Origin of the sequence: Neolewinella marina (genome assembly GCF_002631205.1) — a bacterium.
Taxonomy (GTDB): Bacteria; Bacteroidota; Bacteroidia; order Chitinophagales; family Saprospiraceae; genus Neolewinella; species Neolewinella marina.
Genome location: NZ_PDLO01000010.1, coordinates 58,549 through 72,090 on the forward strand (window position 1 = coordinate 58,549; position 13,542 = coordinate 72,090).

The following is a 13,542-nucleotide window of genomic DNA, read 5'->3' on the forward strand; positions in this document are numbered from 1 at the left end:
CTCTTACTTTTTCAATCGGATTTCGATCACCCCGTTGGCCCCCTGCATGCCGTAGCGGTTGGTGTCGCTCACGTTCTTCAGAACGGTGACGCGGGCGATCTCGTTGATGTCGATGGTATTGTAAACGGAGGCGAAGTTGTTGCCCAGGATGGTGCCGTTGACCACGAAGAGGGGGGTGGCATCCGCGTTGAAGTTCACGTCGCCCCGGATGCGCACCGTAGCGTCGGCCCCGCTGCCGCGCACGATCACCCCGGCCACCTGGCGGAGGTAGGAGGTGAGGTCGTTGCCGGTGGAGCCCGCGTCGACCTCGACGGAGTTGCTGCCCCGGGCGTTGTGGATGGCGCGGTGGGCGGTTTCCGCATCGCTGCTGCCCCGGCGGGAGGTACCGCAGGCGGCGGTGCCGAGGACGAGGAGGATGAGGAGGGCGAGCGTAGAGCGCATGGGCAGGGATTAGGTAAGGAGGGGGCGTTCGCCCAAACACCAATGTTTCAGTGAATATTAAAGATAGCGGCTTACTGATTAGCTTTGCGGCCCCGTTCACCCTTCGTCCGTAAGAAGGCCAAAATCCTTGTATGATGATCAACATCACCCTTCCCGACGGCAGCGTACGCCAGTACGAAGCCGGCATTACCCCCCTCGAAATCGCCCAGAGCATCAGCTCCGGCCTGGCCCGCAACGTGCTCAGTGCCCGCGTCAACGGCACCGTGGTCGACGCCAACCGCCCTATCGAGGAGGACGCCACCGTGGCGCTGCTGACCTGGAACGACCAGGGGGGCAAGGAAACCTTCTGGCACTCCACCGCCCACCTCATGGCCGAGGCTCTGGAGGAGCTCTACCCCGGCGTGAAGCTCGGCATCGGGCCGGCCGTGGAGAACGGCTTCTACTACGACGTGGACACCGGCGACGACCGCACGATCAGCTCCGAAGACCTGCCCCGCATCGAGGAAAAGATGCTGGAACTGGCCCGCCGCAAGGTGGACTACGTACGCCGGCCCATCAGCAAGGCCGACGCGGTGGCCTACTACACCGAAAAGGAGGACCCCTACAAGCTGGAGCTGCTGGAGCGACTGGAAGACGGCAATATCACCTTCTACACCCAGGGCAACTTTACCGACCTGTGCCGGGGGCCCCACATTGCCAACTCCGGCGCCATCAAGGCCGTTAAGCTGATGAAGGTGGCCGGTGCCTACTGGCTCGGCGACGAAAAGCGCAAGCAGCTGACCCGCATCTACGGCATCTCCTTCCCCAAGGCCAAGGAACTCAAGGAGTACCTGGAACTGCTGGAGGAAGCCAAGAAGCGCGACCACCGCAAGCTCGGTCAGGAGCTCGAGCTCTTCATGTTCAGCGAGAAGGTCGGCGCGGGCCTGCCCATGTGGCTGCCGAAGGGCACCCAGCTGCGGGAGCGGCTGGTCAACTACCTGAAGGACCGGCAAGAGAACGCCGGCTACCAGCAGGTGACCACCCCCCACATCGGCAAGAAGGACCTCTACGTGACCAGTGGCCACTGGGACAAGTACGGGGCCGACAGCTTCCAGCCCATCAAGACCCCCCGGGAGGGTGAGGAGTTCATGCTCAAGCCCATGAACTGCCCTCACCACTGCGAGATGTACAAGTTCCGCCCCCGCAGCTACCGCGAACTGCCCCTGCGGCTGGCGGAGTTCGGTACCGTATACCGCTACGAGCAGACCGGCGAGCTCCACGGCCTGAGCCGGGTACGCGGCTTCACCCAGGACGACGCCCACATCTTTTGCATGCCCGAGCAGGTGAAGGGTGAATTCCTGGCCGTGGTCGACATCGTGAAGGAAGTGCTGAGCATGATCGGCTTCGACGACGTCACGGCCCAGATCTCCCTGCGCGACCCCGCCACCCCGGAGAAGTACATCGGCTCGGAAAAGAACTGGGCCTCGGCCGAGCAGGCCATCATCGACGCCTGCGCCGAGATCGACATGCAGACCGTCACCGCCTACGGGGAAGCGGCCTTCTACGGCCCCAAACTCGACTTCATGGTGCGCGACGCCCTCGGCCGGCAGTGGCAGCTGGGCACCGTACAGGTGGACTACAACCTGCCCGAACGCTTCGAGCTGGAATACATCGGCGCCGACAACCAGGCCCACCGGCCGGTGATGATCCACCGAGCCCCCTTCGGCTCCCTGGAACGCTTCACCTCTATCCTGATCGAGCACACCGGCGGCAAGTTCCCCCTGTGGCTCACCCCGGAGCAGCTCACCATCCTGCCCATCAGCGAGAAGTTCAACGCCTACAGCCAGGAAGTACTCGCCGAACTGGCCCGCCACGACATCCGCGGCTCGGTCGACGACCGCAACGAAACCATCGGCCGCAAGATCCGCGACACCGAGCTCAAACGCGTACCCTTCATGCTCATCGTCGGTGAGAAGGAAGTGGAGAACGGCCAGGTGGCCGTCCGAGTACAGGGCGAAGGCGACCGGGGCGCGATGACGGTGGCGGAGTTCGTGGCGTTTTTCCGGACGCAGCTTTAGGGGTAGGATCGCGAGGACCATTCCTCGTTGCACTCGGAATTGACCCCGCTATTTAAAGCCGTCCCTTCTAGGGCCGGGCGTGGGTGGTTCGTGTATAACCGCGAGCTTAGCTCGCGAACCATCAGCGCCCCTCGAAGACCCGCCGTTTCCCGTAATAATTATAGAAGAAGACCACCCCGGTGGCCACGCCTTTGATCAGCCATTCGCGGTCGCCGAGGAGGGGGAAGTAGTGGAGGCCGAACACGATGGCGGCATCCAGCAGGAGGCCACCGAGGCTGACGAGCATGCTCAGGGCGAAGGCCGAGCGCAGCGACCGCCGCAGTTCGAAGACGAAGTAGCGCTGCAGGAAGAAATTCAGTACCACGCTGCTCGAGTAGGCGATCAGGGTGGCGGGTACGGGGGGCAGGTAGCGGTCTACGAGCAGGAGGTAGAGGCCGTAGTTGATGCCCGTGGCCACCAGTCCCGTGAGGGCAAAGGGGAGCTTTTCCCAGCCGAAGTCCCAGACTTTGCGGACTTCGGGTTTCATCCTTCGCCGGCGATCTCTCCCGCGCGCAGTTCGCGGAAGTAATCCCGGATCTCCAGCCAGTTGTCGAAGCGGGGGTAGCCCCCGTCGTCCAGGGTGTTGTGGCTGGCGGTGAAAAGCAGCCCCTGTCCGTTGAAGGTGTTCAGGTTGCTCACCTTGTCGTCGATCATGTAGTCGCCGTGGACGATGCTCTTGTTGCCGCAGAACACGATCCGCTCCCAGTGGATGAAGGGCATGTGTTCCTCCAGCCACTCCCACTTGTCGGTGAAGCAGTGCTTGAATTCGGTGGCGGCGGTCACTACGTATACCTCGTAGTTCTCGTACAATTCCTCCACCACCTCTCGGGCGTCCTTCATCACGGGCAGGTGGCGGAAGAAACCGGGGCGGTGGAGCTCGTCGCGGAGCGACTCGATGCCCGGCAGTTCGTAGATCTTCTTGCCGTAGTACTCCTGGGGGTCGACCTTGCGGCCGAAGTGCTTTTCAAAGAGACGGTGGTACTCCTGGTAGTTGTCTACCATCACCTCGTCCATGTCGATACAAATGCGCATTAAAAACTGGTTTCGGAGCTATTGCTCAACTCTGGTGATGCCGATGGGGCGATCCGGGTCGTGGCCGTCTTCCAGCTCCCGGTAGGCCGGCTCCACCTCGTGATATTCGGGGCGTTTCCCGGTGGTGATCCGTTTGAAGCTGACCCGCCAGCGGTTGAGGAGCACCACCAGGGAGGGCAGTAACAGGAGCAGCACGACCGTAGCCGCCAGCAACCCGAAGGCCACCGAGATGGCCATGGGAATGAGGAACTGGGCCTGCCGGCTCTTCTCCAGCAACAGGGGGGCCAGGCCGGCAAAGGTAGTCACCGACGTGAGCAGGATGGGCCGGAAGCGACTGCGGCCGGCGTCGTTGAGGGCCTCCATCATGCTCATGCCGGCGCGGATGTTGTCGTTGTAGGTAGCAATGAACACCAGACCGTCGTTGACGATGATGCCAACCAAAGCAATGATGCCCAGGCCGGAGAACAGCGAGATGGGCTTGCCCATCAGCCAGTGGCCCAGGATGACGCCGATAAGTCCGAAGGGCAGCAGGAAGAACAGGATGGCCGCCTGCCCGATGGACCGGAAGGTAAGGGCCACCACGAAGAACATCAGTCCCAGCACCACCGGCAGGACGATCTGCAGGGAGGCCGCCGTCTTCTGCTGGTTGCGTACCTGACCGTCGGCTACGGTGGAAACACCGGGGTAGTTGCGCAGTACCCGGGGGATGATCTCCTCCGAGACCAGGGCGTTGATGTCGGTTACGGAAACGGAGTTATCGGCGATGTCGGCCTCTACCTTCACCTCCCGCTTGCCGTCCGTATGGTTGATGGCGATGACGCCGCGCTGGGGTTCCAGGTTGACGATCTCGGAGACCGGGTACTCCCCGCCGCCGGCTACCCGGATGCGCATATTGTTCAGGTCGGCCAGGCTGCGGCGGCTGTCCTCTCCGTAGCGGAGCCACACCCGCACTTCGTCCTCCCCGCGTTGCAGCCGCTGGGCCTCGGCGCCGAAGAAGGCGGAGCGTACCTGTCCGACGATGTCCTGCAGGTCCAGCCCCAGGTAGCGGGCCTTGTCCTTCAGGGTGATGTTGATCTCCCGCAGCCCTTCCTGGTCGTTGTCGACCACGTCGGTCAGTTCGGCCATCTGCTCCAGTTCGGCCTTGACGTCCTCGGTGGCCTTTTCCAGCTCCTCGATGTTGTTGCCGACGAGGCTCACGCTGACGGGCTTGCCGAAGAAGGAGCGGCCGCCGTAGCTGAGGATCTCGGCCTCTTCGATGGGGCCCACCTCTTCGCGGATGGCGTTCTGTACGTCCCGCAGGGCCACGTCGCCGCGCTCCTCACCGGGCAGCAGGGCGATGGTGGCCGACCCCTGGTAGGTGGTGGGGCCGAGGCGGATTTCGATGCGTTCCACGATCTCGCGCCCGTCGCCGAAGACCTCGGCGCTCATCCGCTCGTTCACGCGCTCAGCGGCGGCCTCGATGCGTTCCAGCACCGACCGCGTCCTGTCCTCCGGCGTGCCGGCGGGCATCTGCAGGGTTACCGCCACGTCGTCGCTCTCGATGATGGGAAAGAAGGTGGTCTTGACGAACCCGCCCCCGACCAAGCCGACACTGAGGAAGAGGACGGCCACGCAGATCGCCAGGGTGAGGAACTTGAAGCGCATGGTCCAGGCCAGTACCGGGGCGTACATGCGGTCGCGCAGCAGGTTCATGAGGCGGTCGAACTGCCGCTGCAGCCAATTGGGCTTGTTGTCCTTGTCCAGGGCCTTGGAGTGGGCGATGTGGGTGGGCAGGATGATGGCCCCCTCCACCAGGGAGAAAATGAGGGAGAAAATGACCACGATGGCCATTTCGAGGAAGAAATCCCCGAGGCTGCCGTCCAGGAAGAAGAAGCTCGAGAAGGCAATGACGGTGGTCACGATGGCGGCGAATACCGCCCCGAGCACGTCCATCGTGCCGTTCAGGGCCGCCTTCACCCTGGGCAATCCCTTTTCGTGGTAGCTGTAGATGTTTTCCCCGATCACGATGCCGTCATCGACCAGGATACCGATCACGATGATCATGCCGAAGAGGGAGATGACGTTCAGCGTCACGTCCAGGGCGTTGGCAATGATGAACATGCCCGCGAAGCTGATCGGGATCGACAGGGCCACCCAGAAGGCCAACCGCCAGTGGAGGAAAATGGCCAGCAGCAGGGCCACGATGATGAAGCCCTGGATGCCGTTGGTCTGCAGGGTATTCATGCGTTGCCGCAGCGTCACGCTGGCGTCGCTGATGATGGTGGCCTGGATGGTCAGGTTTTCCTCGTTGAAGCGTTCGATGTACTCCTTCACCATGTCGGTGATGGTGAGCATGTCCTCTTCCAGGGTGTTCTGCACGTCGATGCTCACGCTGGGCGTACCGTCCAGGTAGGTGCGGTTGGGCTGGTCGGCCCAGCGGTCGCGCACGGTGGCCACCTGGCTCAGGCGCACGGTGCCGCCCTCGGGGGTGGTTTTCACCACGATGTCCTTGAGGCCGTCGGCGTAGTATTCCTTGTTGCGGGCGCGCAGCAGCAGTTCTTCCTTGACGCCCTTGACCGTACCGCCGGTGATGTCCACGTTGGTGCGCCGCACGGCGTCCGCCGCCTCCTGGAAGGTGAGGCCGTAGGCCTGGAGGTCCGGCTCCCGGAAGGCGATTTCGATCTCCTCGTTGGGGAAGCCCGACAGCTCCACCTTGGAGATACCGTCCATGGCCAGCAGGTCATCCTCCACCTGGCGGGCGGCGGCCTTCAGGGCGCCCAGGCTGACGCCCTCACCCGACAGGGCGAAGGTGATGGCCCGCCCCAGCCGTTCCTGCTTGAAGATGACCGGCGGCTCCATCCCCACGGGGAAGCTGTTGATGCGGTCCACCTCGTTCTTCACTTCCTGGAGCACCAGGTCGGTGTCGTATCCCTTCAGGACCTCGACGGTGATGTTGCCGCTGTTTTCCGAGCTCACGCTGGTGTATCGCTCGATGCCGGTCAGGCCCTTCAGGTTTTCCTCGATCTTGTTGACGATGCCTTCCTCCACTTCCTCGGGGCTGGCGCCGGGGTAGATGACCTGGATGGAGATCGTGCGGCTGGCGAATTCCGGAAAGAAGGTGGACTTCATCTGCATCAGGCTCACGCCCCCCATGAGGAGCAGCCCGAACATGATGAGGTTGGCCGCGACCGGGTACTTGATAAAGTAGTGTATGAATCCTCTCATGGCTGCTGCTTACTTGAGGGTGCCGTTGTCCCCTGCGGTTTCGCCGCCGGTATCCGCGGTCGTGATCTCCGTAGTCTGTTCCTGTTCCTTGATGCGCACCCGCATCCCGTCGAAGGCCCCCGGCACGGTGCTGGTGAGCAGCTGGGTGCCGTCGGGCAGCCCGCTCACGATGGCCGTGCGCCGGTTGGTTTTCCGTACGGTCACCGGCTGCAGGATGAGCAGGGTATCGTCGCGCACTACGTACACCTCCCGCTCGTCGATCAGCAGGGTGCGGTCGATTTCTACTACGTCCTCCAGGGTACGGGCCGCGGCCTCGCCCCGCATGTACATGCCCTCGCGCAGTTCCCGGCCGTTCACGCCGATGTAGACTTCCACGGTCTGCGACCCTTCGTCGATCTGGTCGCTGATGCGGTTGATGGTGCCGGTCCACTCCCCGTCGATGTCCTCACTGTAGAGCCTCACCTTCCCGCCGGTGGAGAGGTAGCCCAGGTCGGAGAGCGGTACGGTGGCCACCATTTCGTAGTAGCCGGTAGCCATGAGTTCGCCCAGGGCCTGTCCGGCGCGGACTACCGCCCCACGGTCGATGTTCACCGCGGTAAGTACGCCGGCGAAGGGGGCGCGGATGAGGTATTTGCTCAGCCGTTCCTCCTGGCTTTTGATGTTGTAGTACTGGGTGTAGAGGTTGCGGCCGGCCACGAACAGCTTTTCGCGCTGGTCGGCGGCGGTGGGCAGGGGCGGCAGGGGCTCGTCCACGTTGAAGCCGTTCAGGTAGGCCTCCCAGGCGGGGAAGCTGGCCGGGTAGTCGATCTTCAGGTCGGGCATGATCTGGGCGATCGAGTTCAGCAGGGTAGCTTTCTGGGCCTGGAGGTTCAGCCGGGCCTCGTCGTCGTCGATGCGCAGGATCACCGCTCCCTTGGGGAAGTAGGTGCCCTCCTTCAGGGGGCGGCCGGTTTCTTCCACCGCTCCCCCCACCTCGCTGTAGAGTTCAATCTTGTTGTAGGCCTGCAGCCGCCCCTGTACGTCGAGGGTGGTGGCCAGGTCCGCGTTGTTGATGGTCCGGGTCTCCACGGTACGCACCCGCTTTTCGACCGGGCGGCGGGGGGCTTCCTCCTTCAGCGACGAGAGGTATCGCATGCCAAAAAAGCCCAGGGCAATGATGCCGGCTCCCAGCAGGAACTTGAGGATGTTCTTTACGGTCTTGTTTTTCATACTGCTTTGTTGGGGTAACCGGAAGAATAGGAAGGTAACCGGCAGATCAGCGTTGGGTTGCAACCGGTGTATCAATACGGAAATAAGCGGGCGCGGCCGCGGGTGCCGCGGGCGTCAGAAGGGCCAGAACGCCTTGGCCAGGGCACCTACAATTACTAAGATAAGCAATCGGTAGGCCCAAACCCCCGCCCGGGGATGATTGGCGGCGTAGCGGGCGGTGAGGTAGCCCCCCACCGTTTGCCCCACGGCCATGAGCAGGCCGATCTCCCAGTCGATCAGGCCGCGCCAGGCGAAGATCACCACGGCCAGCAGGGTGTAGATCAGCACCACGATCCCCTTGACCACGTTGGCCTGGATGATCTCGTACTTCGCCACCAGCACCATAAGGGCCAGGAAGAAAATGCCCATCCCCATCTGGATGAACCCACCGTAGATGCCCAGGGCAAAGAAGGCCGGCACGCCGATCCACTTCGCCAGCGGGGTCTCCGCCGGCTCGGTGCGCAGCCAGCGCTTGGGGTTGACCAGCACGACCAGCAGCATGACCACCAGCAGGTAGCGGAAGATTGAGCGGTAGGTATCGTTGTCCACCACCAGGCTCAGCCAGATGCCGACCGCGGCCCCCAGGGTGGTGATCATGATGATGCCCCACATCTCCCGGCGGTGATCGTCGGAGAGGGTCAGCCGCCCGCCCCGCTGGAAGGCCCAGGTGCCCGCCCCGCTCTGGGTCACGATCCCGACGCGGTTGGTAGCGTTGGCCACGTCGGCCGGCAGGCCTAGTACCTCCATCAGGATGGTCAGGGTGATCGCCGATCCGTTGCCGGACAGGGTATTAATGCCCCCTGCCAGAAAGGAGCCAACCAGGGCAATGAGGTAATCGGCCATCAACGGGTCAGTACGATATAGTCCAGTAATAAGGTTTCCAGGAAGGCCTCGGCTTCCGGTTCCACCGCCGCCGCGTCGAGGGCCAGTACCTCCAGCAGGCGGGCGCGGGCCAGGGCCAGGGCTTCCCGGTGGGCGCGGTTGGGGTAGCGGCGGTAGCGCAGCAGGCACTGCTGCACGGTCAGCATATCGGCCTCACTGAGGCGCTGCACGGCGGGGTAGCGCACGGGATGATGGTCGCGGTGGCGGATCTTCAGCAGGTCGACCAGGGTCACCCCCGCCGGCGGGTCGGTCTGGATGACCACGGTGCGGGCCACGAGGTCGCCCAGCCGCTGCCCCCGCTGCCCGGTGGTGATGAACAGTACGGCCAGGGTGCCGGCGGTAAAGAGGACGTCGGGCAGCAGAAAAACGGCCCGCAGCAGGAAGTCGGCCGGAGTGGGATCCTCGCCGTCCAGCCGGATCACCCGCAGGTTGAGCAGTCGCTTGCCTACCGTGTGCCCCCGCCACAGCCATTCCGCCGTGAAAAAGTAGAGGACCACCCAGAAGACGGGCCCCAGCCGCAGGGCCACGTCGTCGTTCAATCCCGCCCCGAGTTGCTCCACCGCGTAAAGGCAGCAGAGGTAGCTGAGCAGCAGCACGATGGCGTCGATGAACCAGGCCCCGATCCGCGACCCCAGCCGCGCGGTTTCGTAGTCGATCTCGACGTTCTGGGGGGTATGGATGGTGACGGACGGCATCGGGGCGTAGGGGGCGAAGTTACTAAACCTTTAAAGGCAAGAACGTTGTGTATACTAGCGAGGCTCCCGCGCGTACTATTTTTCACCCTTTTTCCGCCGCAGCCTCCCCTGCCCCATGAGCAAAAAATCGATATACCTCATCATCGGCCTGATCGTGACCGCCATCGTCGGGCTGATCATCCTCCAGCTTCGCCTCCTCCAGACCGGCCTGGAGGTGAACAAGGAACGCTACGACCGGGCCATCCAGAGCGCCCTGAAGAAGGTGGCCGACGAGGTAGAGGACAATGAGGAGGACGAAATCCGCCTGACGCTCAACAACGGCTACGCCGGCGGGGTGCCCGACGGGCTCTACGGCGAACTGCGCATCGGGCCCCACTCCCCCGGCCTGCTCGGGGCCACCTCCATCCGCATCAGCCCGAACTCCTTCCGCCTGCGGGCCCAGTTCGCCAACCGCAACCTGGAGGAGCGAATCGACCGGGAGGCGATTCACCAGAAGCTCACCAAGGAACTGCGCAACGCGGGCATTGAAGACCCCCTGGAATACGGCATCTACGATACCCGCCAGCAGCGCTTCCTGTCGCGCAACGGCCGCCTGCTCTCCCCCGCCGGCTCCGATACCTCCCGCCACCAGGATTTGATGAACGGCGAATACGTAGTCAGCCTATTCGACGACGACGCCACGGTACCCGGTGAAATCCGCGCCTACAGCCCCGACAAGGACAGTGTCATCTACAGCTCGCTCTACGAAAACTTCGCCGCCAGCCTCCTCTTCGTACTCATCATCCTGGGCTGTTTCATCTATACCATCTACGTCATCCTGATGCAGAAGAAGGTTTCGGAGATGAAGACCGACTTCATCAACAACATGACCCACGAGTTCAAAACCCCCATCGCCACCATCTCCCTGGCCACGGACAGCATCGTAAGTCCGCGCATCAGTGGCGACCCCGCCAAGGTGCAACGCTTCGCCCGCATCATCAAGCAGGAGAACAAGCGGATGAACGACCAGGTAGAAAAGGTCCTGCAGATGGCAAAACTCGATAAATCACGCCTCAACCTTAACCTGACCGCCGTCGACCTGAACGAAGTCGTGCAGAGCGCCGTGGAATACATCTGCCTGCAGGTGGAACCCCGCGGCGGTACCGTGACCATGAAGCTAAACGCCGATCCCTCGGTGGTGGAGGGCGACCTGACCCACCTTTCCAGCCTCATCAACAACCTCCTCGACAACGCCAACAAGTACTCCCCGGAGGCCCCCCGCATCACCGTAACCACCGCAAATGTGGCCCGCGGGGTGCAGGTGACGGTGGCCGATCAGGGACTGGGAATGACCCGCGAAGCACGAAAAAACATTTTTGACCGTTTTTATCGGGTACATACGGGTGATCGCCACGACGTAAAGGGTTTTGGCCTGGGCCTTTCCTACGTAAAAACCATCACTGAAGTACACGGCGGTAGTATTGAAGTCAAAAGCGAACTGGGCAAAGGCAGCAGTTTTATCGTCACTTTTCCTTATCGTCAGCCCGATTAACGCGTCCCGCGATATATTCTATTTTAAAGCACCCGAACAATGAGTGATAGCAACCCCATCGAAGCCAAACTACTCCTCGTCGAGGACGACCGGAACTTTGGTGACGTACTGCGGTCTTACCTGGAAGCCCACGACTACGACGTAACCCTCGCCACCGACGGGGTTGCCGGCCTGGAGGCCTACCGCCGCGGAGACTGGGACCTGTGCATCTTCGACGTGATGATGCCCCGCCTGAGCGGATTTGAACTGGCCAAGAAGATCCGGGAGAACGATTCACAGACCCCCATCATCTTCCTGACGGCCAAGGCCATGAAGGACGACGTCCTCAATGGCTTTGAGCTCGGGGCCGACGACTACATCACCAAGCCCTTCAACAGCGAGGAACTGCTGGCCCGCATCAACGTGATCCTGCGCCGCAGCCAGACGCCCACCGACCCCAAGGAGGAGCAGACCGAGTTCAGTTTCGGCAATTTCCACTTCAACTTCCCGCTGCGCATCCTCACCTTCACCGACGAGAAGGGAGAGAAAACCAAGGAAAAGCTTAGCCCCAAGGAAGCCCAGCTCCTGCGGTTGTTCGCCATCAACAAGAACGACATCCTGAGCCGCAGCGAAGCCCTGACCAAAATCTGGGGAGAAGACAATTACTTCACCGCCAGGTCCATGGACGTATTCGTGACCAAGCTGCGCAAGTACCTCAAGCTTGACGACTCCATCGAGATCGTCAACATCCACGGCAACGGCTTCCAGCTGCTCGTGCGCGATGAGCAGGAAAGCTAGCTTGTTAAAGCATTTGTTCTGAATACCTATCCGGGACGAATAAATGTTTTGTCTCGGTATGAGAACCTACCGCCGCGGTTGACGCCCCGGCGGATATTTGACAACGACACTCCGTCGTTACACCGTTTAGTTTTTGGGATTATAATTTTAGTAGCCGAAGCCTCCGGGCTTCGGCTTTTTTTGTTGTAGCTATGACCATGCGCCTGCTCCTCTCCCTTTCCTTCCTCGCCTTTCTGGGCTTCAGCAGCTCCGCCCAGGTCATCAGCCACCGCTCCCTGGGCAATTCCCTGGACAACCTCGTGCGGTGGAACACCGTCTACTCCGAGGGGCACACGGGCTTTTCTCTCTCTGATCTGGACAGCGGCGAAGCCCTCTACGGCTATAACGCCGAGCGCTACTTCGTGCCGGCCAGCAACGTGAAGTTGCTCACCTTCTTCGTCGCCCAGCAGATGCTCGGGGAGGAGGCCCCGGCCGTATTCTACCGCGCGCACGGCGATACCACCGACATCTGGGGGACGGGCTACCCCCTGTTGCTCCACCCCTCTTTTTACGCCCACGATACCCTGGGGGGGTGGCTGGCCGACCGCCGCGGCCACCTCGTCTACCATATTCCCGCCGGGGAGGAAGTACCCCGCTACGGGGCCGGCTGGAGCTGGGACGACTACAATTACGGCTACGTCTACGAACGCTCCGCCCTGCCCGTCTACGGCAACCGCCTCTATCTGGACTTCCGCCCCGAGGCCGTGGATGGCGAGGTATCCGGACTCTTCGGTTCCCCGCCCACCGTGGCGGCGGCCCTCATCCAGAACGCCCGTCAGCCCCGGGCCATCTCCCGCCGGGAGGGCAGCAACCAGTTCACCGTCGGTCGCAACTTCTACCACCCCGGCAACTTCCCCCTGGAGCGCTCGCTGAGCGTGTCCCCCGAATTTACCGTCGAACAACTGGATGCCGCCTTCCCCGACGTGGCCGTCTCCCTGGGCGATGCCCCCCGCCCGCCCCGGGCCACCCTGCAGCAGGTGACCACTCCCCTGCCCGACACCCTGCTGCGCAAGATGCTGCAGGTCAGCGACAACTTCCTGGCCGAACAGCTCATCCTGCTGGCGGCCACCGAACGCTACGGTTGGCCCGACGAGGAGACCTTCTTCTCCTACCTCACCGATACCCTTTTCGTGGACATGCAACTCGGGGAGATCCGCTACGCCGACGGCAGCGGCCTGAGCCGCTACAACCTGGTGAAGCCACGGCAGTTTACCCAGCTCCTCACCGCCCTGGACCGGGCCGTGGGCCGCGACCGCCTGCTCGACCTGCTGCCCACCGGCGGCGTCAACGGCACCCTGGAAAAGCGGTTTGACAACCGCCCCGAACCCTACGTATGGGCCAAAACGGGATCCCTCAGTGGGGTAATTTGCGTGAGCGGACTGCTGCGCTCCCGCTCCGGCCGCTGGCTCTCCTTCAGCTTCCTCCACAACAACGTGATGGTGAGCCCCTCAGCCTACTACCACGAGATGGAGAATACCCTGGGCTGGGTCTACGACAACCTCTGAGCCGCCGGGGGGCGACTGCATCTATACCCGTTACGAAGTGGCTTGGGCGTTTATCTCTAGCTCTCTGTGTCCAACTCAGCGTTGGCAAGCCT

Annotated in this window: 11 protein-coding genes; 4 read left to right on the forward strand and 7 right to left on the reverse strand. The window is 62.5% G+C overall.

Annotated features, from left to right (window positions below; translation table 11 throughout):
- Positions 1-3: 3 nt before the first annotated feature.
- Positions 4-441 carry a TonB-dependent receptor plug domain-containing protein gene (locus tag CGL56_RS16880; protein WP_099107763.1) on the reverse strand — a complete coding sequence of 146 codons (438 nt, stop codon included), beginning with the start codon at positions 439-441 and terminating at the stop codon, positions 4-6.
- 134 nt (positions 442-575) lie between these two features.
- Between CGL56_RS16880 and thrS the strand changes: the two genes are divergently transcribed.
- Entirely contained in the window at positions 576-2,498 is a 1,923-nt protein-coding gene (gene thrS / locus CGL56_RS16885; protein WP_099107764.1) for a threonine--tRNA ligase, read from the forward strand.
- Positions 2,499-2,619: 121 nt separating this feature from the next.
- Here the strand turns inward: thrS and CGL56_RS16890 are convergent, their stop codons facing one another.
- The 6 genes from CGL56_RS16890 to CGL56_RS16915 all read right to left on the reverse strand — a co-directional run bounded on the left by CGL56_RS16890 (position 2,620) and on the right by CGL56_RS16915 (position 9,598).
- Positions 2,620-3,024, reverse strand: coding sequence for a GtrA family protein (locus CGL56_RS16890; protein ID WP_099107765.1), 405 nt, complete (start codon positions 3,022-3,024; stop codon positions 2,620-2,622).
- Positions 3,021-3,569 carry a 5' nucleotidase, NT5C type gene (locus CGL56_RS16895; RefSeq protein WP_099107766.1) on the reverse strand — a complete coding sequence of 183 codons (549 nt, stop codon included), beginning with the start codon at positions 3,567-3,569 and terminating at the stop codon, positions 3,021-3,023. Before CGL56_RS16895 ends, CGL56_RS16890 begins: the two co-directional genes overlap by 4 nt.
- Before the next feature lie 18 nt (positions 3,570-3,587).
- Positions 3,588-6,773: an efflux RND transporter permease subunit gene (locus CGL56_RS16900; RefSeq protein WP_099107767.1), complete on the reverse strand. Its 3,186-nt coding sequence runs from the start codon at positions 6,771-6,773 to the stop codon at positions 3,588-3,590.
- A gap of 9 nt (positions 6,774-6,782) precedes the next feature.
- The gene (locus CGL56_RS16905; protein WP_099107768.1) at positions 6,783-7,982 is read right to left on the reverse strand and encodes an efflux RND transporter periplasmic adaptor subunit; all 1,200 of its coding nucleotides are present in this window, start codon (positions 7,980-7,982) and stop codon (positions 6,783-6,785) included.
- A 114-nt stretch (positions 7,983-8,096) separates the two neighbouring features.
- The gene (locus CGL56_RS16910) at positions 8,097-8,864 is read right to left on the reverse strand and encodes a sulfite exporter TauE/SafE family protein (protein WP_099107769.1); all 768 of its coding nucleotides are present in this window, start codon (positions 8,862-8,864) and stop codon (positions 8,097-8,099) included.
- Positions 8,864-9,598 carry an RDD family protein gene (locus CGL56_RS16915; protein WP_099107770.1) on the reverse strand — a complete coding sequence of 245 codons (735 nt, stop codon included), beginning with the start codon at positions 9,596-9,598 and terminating at the stop codon, positions 8,864-8,866. The genes CGL56_RS16910 and CGL56_RS16915 overlap by 1 nt, the downstream gene beginning before the upstream one ends.
- Before the next feature lie 115 nt (positions 9,599-9,713).
- On the opposite strand from CGL56_RS16915, the gene CGL56_RS16920 reads away from it, so the two are divergent.
- The 3 genes from CGL56_RS16920 (at position 9,714) to CGL56_RS16930 (ending at position 13,450) form a co-directional block, all read left to right on the forward strand.
- Entirely contained in the window at positions 9,714-11,129 is a 1,416-nt protein-coding gene (locus CGL56_RS16920) for a sensor histidine kinase (RefSeq protein WP_099107771.1), read from the forward strand.
- Positions 11,130-11,168: 39 nt separating this feature from the next.
- Positions 11,169-11,906 carry a response regulator transcription factor gene (locus CGL56_RS16925; RefSeq protein WP_099107772.1) on the forward strand — a complete coding sequence of 246 codons (738 nt, stop codon included), beginning with the start codon at positions 11,169-11,171 and terminating at the stop codon, positions 11,904-11,906.
- A gap of 197 nt (positions 11,907-12,103) precedes the next feature.
- Entirely contained in the window at positions 12,104-13,450 is a 1,347-nt protein-coding gene (locus CGL56_RS16930; RefSeq protein ID WP_167641706.1) for a D-alanyl-D-alanine carboxypeptidase/D-alanyl-D-alanine-endopeptidase, read from the forward strand.
- Positions 13,451-13,542 lie beyond the last annotated feature (92 nt).

What these genes read in the sequence shown, in the direction of transcription:
- CGL56_RS16895 (WP_099107766.1), bottom strand. Translation starts at nt 3,569, where the DNA reads ATGCGCATTTGTATCGACATGGACGAGGTGATGGTAGACAACTACCAG.
- CGL56_RS16905 (WP_099107768.1), bottom strand. Translation starts at nt 7,982, where the DNA reads ATGAAAAACAAGACCGTAAAGAACATCCTCAAGTTCCTGCTGGGAGCC.
- thrS (WP_099107764.1), top strand. Translation starts at nt 576, where the DNA reads ATGATCAACATCACCCTTCCCGACGGCAGCGTACGCCAGTACGAAGCC.
- CGL56_RS16880 (WP_099107763.1), bottom strand. Translation starts at nt 441, where the DNA reads ATGCGCTCTACGCTCGCCCTCCTCATCCTCCTCGTCCTCGGCACCGCC.
- CGL56_RS16925 (WP_099107772.1), top strand. Translation starts at nt 11,169, where the DNA reads ATGAGTGATAGCAACCCCATCGAAGCCAAACTACTCCTCGTCGAGGAC.
- CGL56_RS16915 (WP_099107770.1), bottom strand. Translation starts at nt 9,598, where the DNA reads ATGCCGTCCGTCACCATCCATACCCCCCAGAACGTCGAGATCGACTAC.
- CGL56_RS16920 (WP_099107771.1), top strand. Translation starts at nt 9,714, where the DNA reads ATGAGCAAAAAATCGATATACCTCATCATCGGCCTGATCGTGACCGCC.
- CGL56_RS16910 (WP_099107769.1), bottom strand. Translation starts at nt 8,864, where the DNA reads ATGGCCGATTACCTCATTGCCCTGGTTGGCTCCTTTCTGGCAGGGGGC.
- CGL56_RS16930 (WP_167641706.1), top strand. Translation starts at nt 12,104, where the DNA reads ATGCGCCTGCTCCTCTCCCTTTCCTTCCTCGCCTTTCTGGGCTTCAGC.
- CGL56_RS16900 (WP_099107767.1), bottom strand. Translation starts at nt 6,773, where the DNA reads ATGAGAGGATTCATACACTACTTTATCAAGTACCCGGTCGCGGCCAAC.
- CGL56_RS16890 (WP_099107765.1), bottom strand. Translation starts at nt 3,024, where the DNA reads ATGAAACCCGAAGTCCGCAAAGTCTGGGACTTCGGCTGGGAAAAGCTC.